Here is a 19624-nt window from a genome sequence, read left to right on the forward strand (position 1 = left end):
CTTTTATATGTTCCTATCTTCATTGAGCGGATAGGAACTGACTTTTAAAAGTTGCTATAAAGTGCCTTCTTCGAATTCACACTCATCAAATCCTTCATCTTCCGAGTCTTGCAAGTGACCTTGAGCTGCCATCAGCTCTTGTGCAATATCACTCACAGTTGGGGAGTCAAAAAGTATATGTAGAGGTAAATCAAGATCGAGATTCTGAGCGACTTTAGACACTAACAACACGGCGAGTAGCGAGTGCCCACCTAGTTCAAAGAAGCTATCATTGACACCTATTTTCTCTGGGTTCAGCTCTAAAATTTCAGCCCAAATATCAACTAATATCTGTTCCATCTCATTGCCCGGAGCAGCATAGCTTTCACTGGACTCCAGCGTTACATCCATTCTTTCCAACGCCAAGCGATTAACCTTACCGTTTAACGTCAATGGTATCTCTTGCAAACAAACAAATGTTGCTGGAAGCATGTACTCTGGCAATGTTTTTAATAGATGCGGTTTAAAAGCCTCGTTGCTAGACGTACTGTCGTTTGACTCTTGCACCGTGTAAAAAGCGAACAATTGTTTATTCGCTCCGTCGCCTTGTGCAACCACTACGCTTTCTTTAACCTGTGCATGCTGATTCAAACGCTCTTCTATCTCGCTAGGCTCAATACGGAACCCTCGGATCTTAATTTGCGTGTCAACACGTCCTAAGAACTCAATGTTGCCATCCGCTAGCCAGCGTACCTTATCACCCGTTCTGTACATGCGTTCCCCATCAACAAATGGGTTTTGCATAAACTTCTCTTCACTCAGTTCTGACTGATTTAAATATCCTCGAGCCACACCGTAACCTGCGATATAAAGCTCTCCCGGTACCCCTATTGGCTGCACCTGTTGGTGTTCATCCAAAATATAAACTTTGGCATTACTCAATGGTTTACCCAGTGGAATAACACTAAGCTCACTACCTATTAACGCTGATGTGGATAGTTTCGAGATTGTGGTCTCCGTCGGTCCATAGTTGTTATACACTTCACACTGTGGATTCAGGTTATTTACTAGCTCCACCATTGGCTTTGTTAGTGGTTCACCCGCAAAAATCAGTACCTTCGATACTCTAAGTATCTCCTGCTCTGACACCATAAACATGTCAAAGTGTGACGGTGTGATCTTCATACACTCTATCGGGTGAGCTGCTATGTATTTATGTAGCTCTATCGGGTTGTTTACAAAGTCATTTGAGAACACATGTAATGTCTTACTAAACATCAATGGTACAAATAACGAGATGTTTCCTAAGTCTGACGAGAAGGTAGACACTGAACCAAATGTTTCACAGCGTGTTAAGTCCATTTTATCGACAACTGAGTAACAATAATCAACAACCATGCGGTGCTCTACCATCACCCCTTTTGGCTTGCCTGTAGAGCCTGAGGTATAGATAACATAAGCTAGGTTGTTTGGCTTAACATCTGTTTGTAGATCTAACCTGGTACTGTTTAATGTCTTTAAGCACTCAGGGGCCAGTTGTCCTTGTTCGTCTAATACAATCACCAATGTCTGTGACGACACCAGTTGACGTACTTTGTCCACAAAACCCGCTTGCGTGATAACTATCTCAGCCTGGCTATCTTCAAGCATATAGCTCAGTCTATCTTCTGGATAATCTGGGTCTAATGGCACATACGCACCACCCGCTTGGAATATACCCAGTATCCCGACCATCATACTTAACGAACGCCCCACACACAGCCCAACTAAGCTGTCTGGTCGTACGCCTTGTAATTGCAGATATAACGCCAACTCATAACTGTGATCCGATAGCTGTTGGAACGTCAGTTGCTTCGACCCACCAGATAATACAGCTTCTTCGATTGCAATCTTATCTGGGTTTGCGGCAACTTGTTGTGCAAACAACTGGTGAATACACTGATCTTGCACATAGTTGGCTTGTGTTTGGTTATGTTCTACCAACAACTGCTGTCGCTGTGCAGCATCAATATAGTCAAACTCATTTATTCGCTTTTGTGGTGCTTGAGTTATAGCACGACATAAAGAAACAAAATGAGTACCGATACGCTCGATAGTCTCAGCCTTATAAAGTGCAGTTTTGTATTCAATAACCCCTCTCAGCCCATTCGGAGTTTCAATGAAACTCACCACCTGATCAAATTTACTGAAGTTATACTCCAATGGGTACGAACGAATGCTTTGATCGAGCGACTCCATAGGCACGTTTTGCAATATAAACACTATCTGGAATAACGCACTCACACTGGTATTTCGTTCAGGCTGTACTAAATCAACAACTCTCTCAAACGGACTGTCTTGATTTTCATAAGCTTCTAAACATGTGCTTTTCACCTGAGCGAGTAGCGAGTTGAACGAAGCCTTACCATCAATTTGGCTTCTCAGCGCAATATGGTTAACAAACATGCCGATTAGATTTTGTGTCTCTGCATATTGTCGGTTTGCAATCGGGCTACCAAGACAAATATCATCTTGCCCAGTATAGCGATATAGCAATGTATTAAATGCAGCTAGTAACATCATGTACAACGTACACCCTTGCTGCTCGGCGAGATCTTTCAAATCCGCCGTCAACTGCGCATCTAAATCGAAGGTGTGTCGTGTACCCGCAGAAATCTGAACACTTGGTCGAGGGTAATCTGTAGCCAGATCAAGCATCTCAGGGACACCCATCAATTTATCTTGCCAGTAAGCTAATTGCTTCTCTAGTAACCCACCTTCTTGCAGCAACCTCCTCTGCCAAATACCATAATCTAAATATTGGATAGGTAACGGTGGTAGCTCAGGGCTTCTACCTTGTTGTAAGCATTCCATGATCTGGCTAAATTCCTTAATCATGACACCCGTAGACCAGCCATCTGTAATGATGTGATGCATAATCAATACAAGAATATGCTCGTCATCCGACAACTTCAGTAGTTTTCCTCTAAAGAGCGGGCCGCTCGCCAAGTTAAAGGGTGCTTCAGCTTCCTGTTGACATAGCTGTTTCGCTTTTTCATGACGAGTTTCACTGTCTACGCAGTGACTCAGGTCAGTAACGGTCAATGAGAATTTAAGCTCTGCAAGCACAACTTGCTGTGCCACACCATCTTCATCCGGAAAAACCGTTCTCAAGCTTTCGTGACGTGAGATAATTAAATTGAATGCCTGCTCCAAATGCTGTATTTCAAGCTCGCCTTCAATAAGCACCGCATTTGGCACATTATAAACAGCGCTATTTGGTGCAAATTGATTTACAAACCACAGTCGCTCCTGAGAGAAACTCAATGGGAATGATGTGATTGCATCACCATTCTCAAGCACTCTACTCTCTGGAAGAATAGGCGGAACTTTATTACTCTCAGCCTCAGCCACTAACTCTGCAAAGCCAGCAATACTTACTTGTTCAAGAAGTGCTTTGAGCGGCACATCAATGTCAAAATGAGTACGAATACGAGAAATTAGCAATGTAGCCAGCAATGAGTGTCCACCCAGCTCAAAGAAGTTATCGTAGATGCCTATGCTGGCAGCTTCAATTTCCAATACATCTGCCCAAATTGAAACCAACTGTTGCTCTATTTCATTGCGTGGCGCAATGTAATCCTGGCTCGATGAAATATTAGCCTCCATACTCTCTAGCGCCAAGCGGTTCGTTTTACCATTCGCTGTCAAAGGTATAGTCAGTAAGCTGGTGTACGCAACTGGCACCATATAATCTGGTAGGCTCTGCTCAAGCCATCGTAATAGCACCTCTTTATCAAGCTCTACTAGATGGCTTTCACTGCTATCAACGGCAACATAAAATGCGACTAGCTTCTTGCTACCTCCCTGGCCTTGCGCGACAACGATACTCTCTTTAATGTCTGGATGCCGGTTAAAACATGCTTCTATTTCCGCAGGCTCAATACGGAACCCTCGGATCTTAATTTGCGTGTCAACACGTCCTAAGAACTCAATGTTGCCATCCGCTAGCCAGCGTACCTTATCACCCGTTCTGTACATGCGTTCCCCATCAACAAATGGGTTTTGCATAAACTTCTCTTCACTCAGTTCTGGCTGATTTAAATATCCTCGTGCCACACCGTGACCTGCGATATAAAGCTCTCCCGGTACCCCTATTGGCTGCACTTGTTGGTGCTCATCCAAAATATAAACTTTGGCATTATTCAATGGTTTACCCAGGGGAATAACACTAAGCTCACTACCTACTAACGCTGATGTGGATAGTTTCGAGATTGTGGTCTCCGTCGGTCCATAGTTGTTATACACTTCACACTGTGGATTCAGGTTATTTACTAGCTCCACCATTGGCTTTGTTAGTGGTTCACCCGCAAAAATCAGTACCTTCGATACTCTAAGTATCTCCTGCTCTGACACCATAAACATGTCAAAGTGTGACGGTGTGATCTTCATACACTCTATCGGGTGAGCTGCTATGTATTTATGTAGCTCTATCGGGTTGTTTACAAAGTCATTTGAGAACACATGTAATGTCTTACTAAACATCAATGGTACAAATAACGAGATGTTTCCTAAGTCTGACGAGAAGGTAGACACTGAACCGAATGTTTCACAGCGTGTTAAGTCCATTTTATCGATAACTGAGTAACAATAATCAACAACCATGCGGTGCTCTACCATCACCCCTTTTGGCTTGCCTGTAGAGCCTGAGGTATAGATAACATAAGCTAGGTTGTTTGGCTTAACATCTGTTTGTAGATCTAACCTGGTACTGTTTAATGTCTCTAAGCACTCAGGGGCCAGTTGTCCTTGTTCGTCTAATACAATCACCAATGTCTGTGACGACACCAGTTGACGTACTTTGTCCACAAAACCCGCTTGCGTGATAACTATCTCAGCCTGGCTATCTTCAAGCATATAGCTCAGTCTATCTTCTGGATAATCTGGGTCTAATGGCACATACGCACCACCCGCTTGGAATATACCCAATATCCCGACCATCATACTTAACGAACGCCCCACACACAGCCCAACTAAGCTGTCTGGTCGTACGCCTTGTAATTGCAGATATAACGCCAATTCATAACTGTGATCCGATAGCTGTTGGAACGTCAGTTGCTTCGACCCACCAGATAATACGGCTTCTTCGATTGCAATCTTATCTGGGTTTGCGGCAACTTGTTGTACAAACAACTGGTGAATACACTGATCTTGCACATAGTTGGCTTGTGTTTGGTTATGTTCTATCAACAACTGCTGTCGCTGTGCAGCATCAATATAGTCTAATTGATTAACACTCGTATCAGGGCTTGTCGTGATACTTTGACACAAAGTTGTGAAGTGCTTCGACAAGCGCGCTATCGTGTCGTGTTTAAACAACGATGTCGCGTAAACTATTTCACCAGATAACCCGTCAGCTGTTTCTGTAAATGTGATAGTCATATCAAACTTACTGACTTTGCTTTGTAACGGGTACGGCTGAATGTTACTCGCGGTTGCTCCCTTTGGCGTGTTCTGCAAAACAAGCATAACTTGGAACAGTGGGCTAATCGCCATATTACGAACCGGCTGTATTAAGTCTACAATTTTCTCAAAAGGCGTATCTTGATGTTTATAAGCCTCTAAACACGTTGTTTTTACCTGCTGCAGCAAAGAGGTAAATGATGCCTCACCTGCCACCTGATTACGCAACGCTAAGGTATTTACAAACATGCCAATCAGCCCTTCAACCTCTTCGTATTGACGATTAGCAATAGAACTACCTAAACAAATGTCTTGCTGACCGGTGTAACGATAAAGCTGAGCATTAAAGGCCGCCAACAAGGTCATGTAAAAGGTAGCACCTTGTTCTTCTGCTAGCTGCTTAAGACTATCCGTAAGCTGCCTATCAAAGCTAAAGTTCAAGCTTGCACCTGCGGTGCTTTGCGTGCTTGGTCTTGGGAAGTCTGTCATAAGGTCTAGACAATCTGGCAAACCAGACAGCTTGTCTTGCCAATAAGTCAATTGCTCAGCAAGGAAGCCTGGCTTATCCATCTGCTGCCTTTCCCACACGCTGTAATCTAAGTACTGAATAGGCAATTGAGGCAACTGAGGCATTTTGCCTTCTTGTAAGTCTTGAATGATAGCACTTAGCTCATTGATTATGATGCTCACTGACCAAGCATCGGTGATAATATGGTGCATAGTTACTATCAGAATATGCTGTTGTTCAGACAGTTGAAGCAGCTTGCCTCTGATCAAAGGGCCATTAGCAAGGTCAAACGCTCTAGCAGCTTCATTTTGACACAATATTTGGGCTTTTTGATTGCGAGCATCGGAGCTGTCGTAATAAGTTAAGTCAACCTGCTCTAATGCGAACTCTAGCTTATCTAGAATTACTAGTTGAGCCTGACTATCTATACATGGGAAAACCGTACGCAGGTTTTCATGACGTTCAATCATAATATTGAATGCCTGATCTAATTGCGCAACATCTAGCTCACCGCTTATAGTCATCGCTCCTGGAATATTATAAGCAGCAGAGTTTGGTTCAAACTGATCGATAAACCATAATCTCTCCTGAGCAAAACTCAGAGCATATGAGGCTTCACTTCTCGCTACAGGTGACAGCGGCATCAACGAGCCGTTTTCAGTGTCATCAATTAACGCCGCAAACTGAGCAATCGTCGGCTGCTCAAACAGTGACTTTATCGTTAGCTCTACGTCAAAATGACGACGAATCCGAGACATAACTTGCGCGACTTTCAGTGAATGTCCACCGAGTTCAAAGAAGCTATCATTGATACCTAACTTCTGTGGCTCAACATCTAGGATTTCAGCCCAAATAGTCACAAGTTGTGCTTCTATTTCATTACGCGGAGCAACATACACTTTCGCTGATTCCAAGTTCACAGCTCTTTGCTCAAAGACACGACGGTCTACCTTGCCATTAGGGGTTAACGGAATTTCATCAATACCAATGAATGCAGCAGGTAACATATATTCAGGCAAAGAATGCTTGATATATGTATTCAAGTCATCACGACTGATTTGTTCATCAGCACTGATATACCAAGCGATAAGTTGTTTATCGCCTTCTTGACCATGGGTCGTTACCACACAGTCTTTTATCGCAGGATATTGAGCAATACACGCTTCAATTTCACCCAATTCAATACGATAACCACGAACTTTGACTTGCTGATCTATTCGACAGATGTACTCTAAGTTACCCAAATTTTGGGCAGACCAACGCACTAGGTCCCCTGTTTTATACAGCTTACTGCTGGCATCGCTTGAAAACGGATTCGCAATGAACCTCTCAGCGGTTAATTCTGGTTTATTGAGATAACCTCTTGCCAAATTATCACCACCAATATAAAGCTCACCAGGCACACCGATTGGTGTACATTTTAACTGTGAGTCCAATACATAGAGCTGAGTATTAGAGATGGGTCGTCCAATAGGCACACTGTCAGGTAGTTCAGCGTTTTCACATGTCCAATGAGTCACATCTATCGACGCTTCTGTTGGACCATAAAGGTTGAACAGTTTTGTATTCGCTGCTTTGACGCTTAGGAATTGGTCTGCAAGTGTCTTGAGCAGCGCTTCTCCACTACAGAACACAAAACGAACTGACAGTAGTTCAGACATATTCACAACTGACATCATACTTGCCAGCATAGAAGGTACAAAATGCATGATTGACACTTGGTGTGCCTGAATTAAATCACGTAAATATTCAGGATCTTTATGCCCTTCAGGTTTAGCGACTATCAGCTGAGCACCATAACCTAACGTCCAAAAGAACTCCCAAACCGAAACGTCAAAGCTATACGGTGTTTTCTGTATTACACGGTCATCTGCATTGAGTTGATACGTTTTATCCATCCAGTCAAGTCTGTTCATTAATCCGCTATGGACAGACTCAACCCCTTTTGGCTGACCGGTACTACCTGATGTGTAAATCACATATGCAAGATGCGATGACATAAGGCCAATGGATGCTTTTTCAATGTTTTGAGTGCTATATATTGCGAACATATCAGCTTGATCTAGACATACAATCTGTTGTGCGCCCTGTTGGAACAATTCAGTCAATTTTTGCTGTGTCAATACTATCTCAGCGCCTGAGTCTTGGACCATATAATTTAGACGTGCCAGCGGTAAGCTTGGGTCTAGAGGGACATATGCTCCACCAGCTTTCATTATCGCCAGCAAACCTATCACCATTTCAATGGAACGCTCGACACTAATACCAACCAAGACGTCAGGTTTAACACCTTGCTCAATTAGGTAATGTGCCAGTTGGTTCGCTTTCTCATTGAGTTGTGCGTAAGTTAATGTCTCGCTTATTTCGCCATCGAAGGTGACTGCTCGTGCATTAGGTGATTGTGCTGCGTGAAGCTCAAACAATTCATGAATACACTTGTCTGTTTGGTAATCCGAGGCCGTATCATTCCATGTTAACAATTGGCTTTGCTGTTGCGCACTTAATACAGATAGCTCACCGACAGTGTCGTAAGAGCACTCTAACAAGCGCATCAGGGTTAGCTCAAAGTGTTCTAAAAACTCGGCAATTCCGTCTGCTGAGAACTGTTCTGCTCGATAGCCAAGTTCAAAGCTTAATTTACCTTGTAATCCAGTGCTCTCTGGCAATACCATCAATGTCAGAGCATAGTTCGTTTGTTCTTCATTTCTGATGTCAGTTACAGCTAATTGAGATCCTTGAATAATGTTGTGTATCTCTTGATCCACTGGATAGTTCTCAAATACCACCAGCGTATCGAACAGACTTCGTCCGCTACCATCCACATGACTTGCAGGGCTCAGAGACTGAATTTCCGACAGCGATAAGTAGCTGTTGTCGACACGATCGATGCTCGCTTGGTGCAAGTCTTGCAGCCAAGTCGCGATATCCTGACCGTGATCAATATTAACCACAACAGGAAGGCTGTTAATAAATAGACCAATTATTTGTTCAACGCCTTGTAACTCGGCAGGACGACCTGAAACAGTTTCACCAAAAACAACTTGTTGCTCTGCACTGTACCTGTGGATCACATAGGCCCAAGCTGCTTGAATCAAGGTATTTAAGGTAACTTTATAGTGTCTTGCGGTGGACTGTAATTGCTCGCTCACCTGAGCACTTAAGGTTAGTTTTTGCTGCTGTGCACCGGTAGTACTTGTGGGTTCTTTGCTACCAAGGTGAAGTTGTGTTGGAGATTCAACACTTGCCAACATGTCTTGCCAGAAGGCACGCGCTTGTTGTTCATCTTGTTGCTGAAGCCATGTTATGTAACTGTCATATTGCGGTATAAATGACTCTGCCTCTGACAGAAGCTCGCCGTTGTTATGACGTATATCTGTGTATATGGAGATCACTTCTTTCAATACTAATGGTAATGACCAGCCATCCGACAGTGCATGATGGTTTGACCATACTAAGCAATGGCGGTGCTTATCTAAGATAATCAAGGTGATCCGCATCAACGGTGTTGCTTTTAAATCAAACCCTAGTGCTCTATCGTCTTGTAAGAACTGTGTTAACTGTTGGCGTTGTTCTGCATCACTCAAGTGCGACCAGTCGAGCGTCGTGTATGGTAAATCAACATTCGTCAATACCAATTGATGTAGGTGATCCTCGGTGAAAGTAGTACGAAACACATCATGGCGCCTAACAACTTCTCTCCATGCTTGCTCCATAGCGCTGTTATCTAACTCACCTTCGATATTAATGGATAGCTGCGTCAAATATGCCGAAGCATCCAAGCTACTATGGAATAATAATCCTCGCTGCATCCCTGTGGTCTTATAGAGTTTTTCCAAATTAGGATAAACCTGATAGCACTCATCTAATTGCGCTTGAGTAACATTGCTCAACGGAAAGTCTGATGGCGTCACACCCGCAACTTCACTTTCTAGGCAATGCGCAATAATTTTATGCAACGCTGATTCAATACCTTTAACCAAGGCAGTCATAGTCTCTTGTTCGTATTGCAAAGCATTATATCTAAGAGAAAACTTCACTCGACCGCCGGCCACCAAACCATTGAGCTCAAGCTTATGGCTGCGTTGACGTTGCGCACTGACATCATCGCCAACAAACTCGTCTGCAACTTGGAATGAGCTTTCATTATTTACCACATTGTCAAACTGGCCTAGGTAGTTAAATAAGATCTCTGAACGATTAAACACTGTGGAGGCGTTCGTAGCATTTTGTGTTTCGCTCGCCAAAGCTTGTTGTAATAAACCAAAACCGATTCCATTGTTTGGCACACTTCTTAATTGTTCTTTAACAAATTTGATTACCTCACCGATTGCCGTAGCTGACTGTGTTTTCAGTGTCACTGGGAACACACTGGTAAACCAACCAAGCGTTTGATTCATGTCCAGCGTTGGACTTAATGGCTCTCGACCGTGGCTTTCCAAGTCAATACGCAGAGTGTCTTGACCTGTCCATCTGTGAATAGCTAGATATAGTGCTGATAACAATAAGTCATTAATTTGCGTACGGTATGCAGTTGCACACTGATTCAGTAGCGCTTGAGTTTCCTGCTCTTTCAGCTCGAATGAAACAGACTCACTCACCGCAATGCGGTTATCTTCAACACCACTATGATCGACTGGTAATGTTTCAACTGACTCATTTACTTGAGATAACCAAAATGCTTTTTCAGCTTGTAAACTATCGCTCTTTAAATAGCTTTCAAGGAAATTACCCCATTGTTGGAACGAGGAAGTTTTCGCCGCTAGGGTAATTTCATGTCGCTGCTGCCATTGCTCAAGTGCACTTGCCATATCTTGCAATAGGATTCGCCACGACACACCGTCAATTACCATATGATGTGCAGTTAACAACAGACGACGCTGTGTACGACCTTCAAATAGCACAGCACGGAACACATCTGCGTCTAAGATAGACAATCCCGCCTTTACCATGCTGCCGTGCTTAGCAAGCTCAGACAGCCATGCGTCACCTTCGACATCACTTAAATCAACAGATTGAACAGCACGAATAGCCAGTAGCTCAGTCAGTGGTACATAAGTCGCGGTGTTCTCATTGACTGACAAACGCAACATATCATGACGTGCGTATACTGCTGCTATGATCTTGTGTAACACTTCAATAGAAAAATTAGCTGGTACACTCAACAACACTGACTGGTTATAATGATGCTGATCGGTCTTATCACCCATTAAGAATTCACGCTGAATTGGAATGAGCACTTGCTCCCCTGCAACGCTTTCTTGTGGGGCAACAACGCTCGATTCAGAATTCGCTTGAGATGCTAATTTCTCAATCGTTTGACACTCAAAGATTTGCCGCGTTGTGATCACAATTCCTAGCTTCGCAGCCTGAGTCACCGCTTGAATTGCTAGAATAGAGTCACCACCAATCGCGAAGAAGTTGTCGGTGATACTCACTTTATTAAGCTTTAACAACTTCTTCCAAAGTTCACATAACTGCTCTTCTAACTTATTTCTCGGCGCAACATATTGCTGCATGAGCTGAGCAGGGACCGCTTTTTCCTCTAGCGCTTTACGGTCAACTTTACCATTTGGTGTATGTGGTAGATTGTCGAGCATTACAAATGCCGAAGGAATTTTATGACTAAGTAGCGATTGCGAGAGATATGAGCGTAATACATCACTCAGGTTTAACTCATTTAAGTCTGTATAACTACTCGCCCTATCAACCACAACATAAGCCACTAACTGCTTAGTGTCTTGAGAGGGTTCTAACGATTTAGCAAGCACCACAACTTCAGAGATCTGCGTGTGTGCAACGATGGCCGCTTCAATTTCACCTAACTCAACTCTAAAACCGCGTATTTTTATTTGCTGGTCGGTACGACCAATAAATTCTAGGTTACTAGGTTTGCCATTTTGGTCGGCAACACAGCGTACTAAGTCACCAGTTTTATACAAACGCTGTGCGCTGTTAAATGGGCTCTCAATGAACTTTTCTCTCGTCAGTTCAGGGGCGTTATGATAGCCGCGAGCTAAATAGTCCCCCCCAACATAGAGCTCCCCTGCCACACCAACCGGACACAATTGACGCTCATTGTCTAATACAAGTAGCTCACAGTGTGGTGCAGTAGTACCAATTGGTACTGAGCCACCGGCGTGTTGCGTACAATCATAAAAACTGCTCCAAACACACGCCTCTGTGGGCCCATATTCGTTAACAAGACGACAGTTTTGCCACAGACTATGAGACTGGTGTTGTTTTACCAACTGCTGATCACAAGGTTCACCTGCAACGATGACCGTTTGCACAGACTGACCTGGTTGTATATCCGCGGCCAATATCGTCTGGTAAACACTTGGTAAGGTCAGAAAATGACTAATTTGCTCTTGCGTTATCAGCATCTCAAAATCTTGTAACTCTAGCCCTTGCTTAGTATCAACAATACAAAGCTTGCCACCAGATACCAAAGTCCAGAAAATCCCTACCATAGAGCTGTCAAATGCGTACGACGAAAACAGCGCAAAGCTTTGTGGCGCTTCTTGGTATGCTTCAAACCTTGCTAACGTGGACTGTGCCAAAGCACCGTGTTCAATGGTGACACCTTTAGGCAATCCAGTTGAACCTGATGTATAGATAACATAGGCTAAATGATTCAATGCTACGCCTAATGTGTCTCTATCGAGGTTATCCTCACTGTATTCACCTAAAAAGCTATCCCATATATCCTCATCCAAAGGAAGAATCTGTAGGTCAGATAGTGGTAAATCTGCAAATAGCTCCGCACTGGTCAGAACCATCTCCACCCCTGAATTATCGAGTATGTGCTCAATATGTCTTTCAGGATAATCAGGGTCTATTGGCAGATACCCTGCACCTGCTTTTAGAACACCCCATATACCAACAATCATTTCCAGTGAACGCTCTAAGCACAACCCAACCAAGGTGTCGGGTTTAACCCCTTCTGCAACTAAATAGTTTGCAACCTGATTCGCTTTGGCATTAAGTTCTTTGTAAGTAAGTTGTTCAACATCTCGATCAGATGTTCGGATCACTACTGCCGCTTTATCAGGGTTATTGACAACCTGTTGTTCAAATAGATCTATGACCGACTTGCCAGTATTCTCAATTACGTGTGACTGGCTAAAACTCGTCTTTTGTGACGACCACTGCGACCAACGCAGTAGTTGTTCTGTTTCACCTTTAGATAGCACCGACAACTCGCTTATCTTAGCCTGCGGTGCAGCAATGATCTCTTTTAGCAATATTTCAAAATGCTGTGACATACGTTCTATTGTCACAGCATCAAAGATTGACGTGGCGTATTCCCAATCAAGCTTGAGTCCGCTTGCATGACCACTGTTTTCCAGTTCATAAATGTCTAAACTGAGATCATGAAGCGCAATTGATTGCGATTGCTCTATTCTTTGCGCCGATACATCAGGTAGGTCAAACCACCCTTGTTCATTATTTTGTAGTGCTAATTTAACTTGGAATAATGGTGAATAACCTAGGTTACGTTCTTGTTTTAGCTCATCGACCAATTTCTCAAATGGCAACTGAGTATGCTCGTATACATCTAACAAGTCATCCTTACTACGCTGTAACAACTCTGTAAAACTAGGATTGTGACCCAAGTTCAGTTGCAGCACGACACTATTGGTGAAAAAGCCGACCAATGGTGCCAATTCACTTTGCTCTCGGTTTGCAACTGGTGAACCAATAACAATGTTATCTGCTTCAGAGGTATCGTTATCTTTATTTGAATGTCTTGCTAATAAAATTGAAAGTGCTGCATGTAATACCATAAACATGGTCGCGTTTGACGCCTTTGCAAGCTTATTCAATCCCACTTGAATATCTGCACTTAGCATCTGAACGTGATGCGCACCTTTGTAGTCTTGTACCTGTGGTCTTGGCCTATCTAAAGCTAGGTTGTGTACTTCAGGTATTCCTTGTAAACGCTCTTTCCAGAATGCCAGATGCCTATCTAATGTCTCACCCTGCAGTGTTTCTTTTTGCCAATGTGCATAATCTCCATATTGCACTTCAATCTCAGGCAACTGCAAACTTGAGTCGCGGTAAAGCCTATTGAACTCATCAAATACGATACTAACGGACCAGCCATCTACCGCAATGTGGTGCATCGTGACTAAAAGAACATGCTCGTTCTCTTCTAGCTTTAACAACATGACTCGAATCATCAGATCTTCGTCTAGCGCAAATAGTTGCGTGGACTGCTGAGCAATATTGCTATTCACCGCCTGCTCTTGGTCAGCCTCTGACATTTTTGTCAGATCGAGTCGCGGTATTGAGAAATCCCACTTTGAAGACACGACTTGAATTGCCTCGCCTGATTGTGTTGTTTGAATAGTCGTACGTAACACCAGATGACGTTCAATAATGATCTCAAAAGCATTGGTCATTGCTTCAATATTCAACTCACCAGACAACTTAAAAGCTTGGCACATATTGTACTGGTGTGTGTCATGCTCTATTTGTTCTATAAGCCATAAGCGCTGTTGAGCAAATGACAGCGGCGTAGGCTTATCACTTGCAACAGATTGGATTTCAGCGTGATAACTGGTCGTTTCTCGGTCAATCACAGTGGCTAGCTGGCGCACCGTCTGCTCGCTAAATAGTGTGCGGATTGGCACATCCACATGCCATTGTGTTCTGATCTGAGCAACTAAACGAGCAGCGAGTAATGAATGGCCACCTAAGCTGAAGAAGTTACTGGTAACACTTATCCACTTACCCTGCTGCGGTTGGACGTTGAGCAATTGCTGCCAAATGTCACAAAGCTGCTTTTCCATTTCTGTTTCAGGGGCGATGTAATCATGGCTGTCAACAAACTGCGGTTTAGGTAATGCTTGTCGATTAACCTTTCCATTAGGTGTTAAGGGGATTTGCTCAAGACAAACATATGAATTAGGTAACATATAGCTAGGTAAAAGCACCTCTAAGTGTTCACTTACAGCTTGTTCTAAATCCGCGTCCTCATGCCCTGGTTTAACCGTGAAGTAAGCCACTAATCGAGCTTCATCCCCTTCACCAAACACATGCGCAAGCGCATCTGTTACCCTTGGATGCTGTTTTAGTCTGGCTTCAATTTCTCCAAGCTCAATACGATAGCCACGGACTTTAACCTGAAAGTCCGCACGACGCAGATATTGTAAGGTACCATCTTCAAGCCTACGAACTAGATCCCCTGTTTTATATACACGCTCATCGGAATGTGGACATTCAATAAAGCGCTCAGCCGTTAATTCACTGTGATTGAGGTAGCCTCTTGCTACTCCTGCACCGCTGATATACAACTCACCAGCAACACCCACTGGCACAGGGTTCAAATGGCTATCAAGAACATAAAGCTTAGTATTATTAATGGGTACGCCCAGCGAAATACTATTTTCAACTTTACATACCGCCGACCAAACTGCAGTTTCTGTCGGACCGTACATATTCCATAACTCAATATTACTATGACTGATCAGTGCATCCTTTAGCGTTTCACTTAACGCTTCACCACCACATAACACTTTTAAATTATGCTGAACACGCAATCCATGACCAACTAGCATTTTCCAAGTTGCAGGTGTAGCTTGCATCACCGTTACTTGGTGAGCTTGCATCAGATGTGTCAAATCATCTGGAGATTGTGTGTTTTCAGATGATGTAATCACCACCTTTGCACCAACACTAAGCGGTAAATACAGCTCTAACACATGAATATCAAACGATAAGGAAGTTACCGCTAATAACGTATCATCTTGCGTCATCCCAGGGGCATCTTGCATCGCTGACAGAAAGTTTACGGCATTGCGATGTTCCAGCATCACGCCTTTGGGCTTCCCTGTTGAACCTGAGGTATAGATAAGATATGCAAGGTGACCAGAAGTCAGACCCAACATCTCCTTATTTAGATCATGGTGCTCAAGTTGGGCTATGTCTGCTGCAATGCCCTCATCATCTAAACAAATGCAGTGTGCTTGTGGCAAACGATTACTCAAGTGTTTTTCCGTCACAACCCATTGTACTTGCGAGTCCTCTAGCATGTATGCCAACCGTGCCGATGGATAGTTAGGGTCCATGGGTAAATAAGCACCACCTGCTTTCATAATAGCCAACGTACTGACCAGCATCTGCACTGAACGGTCAAGACAAACACCAACAATAGAGTCTGGCTTTACTCCATGACGCACAAGGTACTGAGCTAAACGGTTTGCACGTTGGTTTAGTTGCTCATAGCTAATTGCTTCATCATTAAATATCGCAGCGACCGCATCCGGCTTCAGTGCGACTTGACGCTCAAACAATTCATGAATACACAGCTCTTGTGGAAATTCAGTAGCGCTATCATTGTTAATATTAATTAACCGCATCGACTCCTGTGCGCTAAGTAACGGCAATTGGCTTACTTTGGCATTCGGCATGTTGATAATGCTTTCCAGCAGGGTTTCAAAACTGTCAACCATTCGCTCGATAGTCGCATGCTCAAAGAGATCTGAAGCATATTGCCACTGCATCTCTAATCCTGATTCACCTTCACTCACCGTCAGCGTTAAGTCATACTGTGTAAAGTCGTTGCTCAACTGTTGCTGTTGGATCTCAAGTCCAGGCAGTGAAAGCTGTTCTACTTCTTGACTTTGTAGTATCAACATCACTTGAAATAGTGGACTGTGGCTTAGACTTCGCTCTGGCTGTAACACATCAACTAACTTTTCAAATGGCATTTGCTGATGCTCAGAAGCCGCTAATGTATTTTCTTTGCTTTGTTGAAGTAACTCAATGAATACCGGATCATCTGATAAATCAGAGCGGAACACTAAATTATTAATGAATAAACCAATAAGCGGCGCGACCTCAGCCTGTTCTCGATTCGCAACAGCAGAGCCAAAGACGATGTCTGTTTCCCCTGAATAACGGCTCAAGAAACTTGCAAATGCCGCGTTTAGCATCATGTACAACGTTACTTCGTTATCTTTTGCTAACGCATTAAGTCCATTAAGCGTAGCTTGATTAAGCGTACGCTCAACCGATGCCCCCTTGAAGCTTTGCACCGATGATCTAGCATGGTCTAGTGGTAAACTATGTACAATCGGTAAGTTACTTAACTGGGTTTTCCAATAGGTTAAGTGATTGTGTAAAGTATCTTCAGTGAGGTTTGTGCGTTGCCAATTTGCATAATCACTGTACTGAATATCTAGTTCAGGTAAATGGCTTTGCGTATCATGCACCTGCGCCGCATACAAAGCATTAATTTCTTTGGTTAGCAGCCCTGATGACCAGCCATCTGCTGCAATATGATGTACTGCCAACAACAAGATATGGGACTGAGCATTGAGTTTCAGCAGCTTGGCTCGAAGCATGAGATCTTGGCTAAGATCAAACGCTGTGTTTGTTTCTTCGTTGGTCAGCTCTTCAATACGCTTATCTTGCTCGGCCTGAGTCAAATCGGTGAGATCGACGCTTTTAATAACGAACGGCCTCACTTGCTTAATCTGTTGATAAACCTGGCCATTTTCCTCACTGAATGTAGTTCTCAATGCTTCATGACGAGATATAATCGTAGAAAAAGTTTCTTGTAGGTAAATTTCGTTCAATTCGCCATAAAGCTTCACTGAGCAAGCCAAGTTATACTGTGCAACTTCTGATTCTATTTGATTTACAAGCCACATACGCTCTTGTGCAAAAGAAGGTAGCAACTGTTTTGTATCTGGCTTTTTGGTAATTAATGGTAATTGACTCGCTGATGCGTTTTCCACAACTTTTGCTAACTTGCGAATCGTATTTGCAAAGAAGAAATCTCTGATAGACACTTCCACATGCCATTGCTTTTGTATCTGAGCAATCAAGGTGGTCGCTAATAGAGAGTGCCCACCGAGATTCAGGAAGTTGTCATTTACACCTATTTTGTCAAGGCCAAATACGTCTTGCCACAACACACAAAGATTGGCTTCCATCGGTGATAGAGCTTCTTCCGATTGCTTCGCTTGTTGCGATGCCACTGGTGCTGAGGCGCCCACTGTATCACTGTACAAAAAGTCTATATCATCAGCTAGATAGCGCTTTTTTGACAATGAGCGTTGGATCTTACCGCTAGAGGTTCTATTAATTTTTCCTGCTTTGAGGAATATAATATCTCCAAGCACGACTTCAAAATGTTCAAAGATAGCGGCTTTGATGGTTTCACACGCGAGCGCATAATCGAATTCGGCCATCTCGCTACGGCTAATTTCCAGTAGTAATATTGCATTACCATTGACCTCAAAAGCGCCAGCACCGTTTTGATTAAGACCAGGGTAAACACTATAAGCCAGCTTCTCAAAGTCCTGCGGATAATAATTGCGCCCTTTGATAATCATGACATCTTTAATACGACCTGAAATAAACAACTCACCTTCGTGAATAAAACCTAAGTCGCCCGTTCTGAGATAGCTCTGATTGTCATTCTCTAATCGCGCGCCAAAACTGGCAGCGGTTTTTTCTGGGTCATTCCAGTACCCTTGAGCAAGGCTTGGGCCTGCAAACCATATTTCACCAACCTGACCATCAGGTACAACTGTACACGTTTGTGGTGAGACAATTTTCAGATGATGATTTTCTTGAACCTGACCATGACCAATCAAAATCTGCTGCTTTTCGTCTTCTTGAGATAGGGTTACTCGCCCTTTTTGCAGCGCCTCACTACTAAATGGTAAAGCTGTGTAGGAAACTGTGTGTGCCCCACCACAAATGAATACCGTTGCCTCTGCCATTCCGTATGCAGGGAATAGTGATGACTCTTTAAAACCAATACGAGCAAAACGGTCACTAAATCGCTCAAGTGTTTGTGCATCTACTGGCTCTGCTGCATTAAACGCAACTCGCCAAGTTGACAGATCAATACCAGCTAACTGATGTGGCTTAATACGCTCGATACAATGATCAAACGCAAAATTTGGTGCGCCACAGATAGTTGCTTTAAATTCAGTAATCGCCTTAAACCAAGTCAGTGGACTCTTAATAAACCTCACTGGTGACATCAATACCGAGTGCGCACCAAGATAAATAGGCAATAGTAGCGTGTTTACTAAACCTAAATCATGAAATAAAGGCAGCCAGTTACAAAATACATCTTCTTGTGCACAGAGTGTTGCTTGCTGTAGAGTTTTCAAGTTTGCAACAATATTCCCGTGCGTTATGACGACCCCTTTTGGTGTCCCCGTAGAGCCCGATGTATACTGTAAAAAAGCGGTTGTTTCAGCCGTTGGGGGGGTGAGTGCAACTGGGGCATCATTGCCTGTTAACTCTTCAAAGCCTTTAACTGGAATCGGAGATAGCTCAGCTTGCAACTGACTTTTCATCTGTGCGTTAGTCAGAATTAAATTAGCTTTACAGTCATCAATTACCGTCAGAACTCTGCCCGCATGTTTTTTGCTTTGGGGTGGATACAAAGGAACCGCGACAACACCCGCGTACAAACAACCTAAAAATGCTTGTATATATTCCAAGCCAGGAGGATATAAAAGAACTACTCTAGATCCAGCCTCTACTTCTGACAATAACGAATGGGCAATTGATTGTGCCCGTTGATGAAGCTTGCCAAAGCTAATTTGTGATTGCTCACCTGCGTCTTCGATAAAAGTAAAAGCGTTGCTGCGAGCAGTTGAGCAGGCATGCGCCGCTAGATAATCATGAATAGTTTCCATTAGTATTCCTTACTCTTTAAGT

At 43.4% G+C, this 19624-nt stretch carries 1 protein-coding gene; it reads right to left on the reverse strand.

From position 1 onward, the window contains the following. Positions 1-54: 54 nt before the first annotated feature. Entirely contained in the window at positions 55-19602 is a 19548-nt protein-coding gene (locus SANK73390_RS18180) for a non-ribosomal peptide synthase/polyketide synthase (protein ID WP_462767824.1), read from the reverse strand. Positions 19603-19624: the final 22 nt, after the last annotated feature.

It is taken from the genome of Pseudoalteromonas sp. SANK 73390, assembly GCF_054966645.1.

What these genes read in the sequence shown, in the direction of transcription:
- SANK73390_RS18180 (WP_462767824.1), bottom strand. Translation starts at nt 19,602, where the DNA reads ATGGAAACTATTCATGATTATCTAGCGGCGCATGCCTGCTCAACTGCT.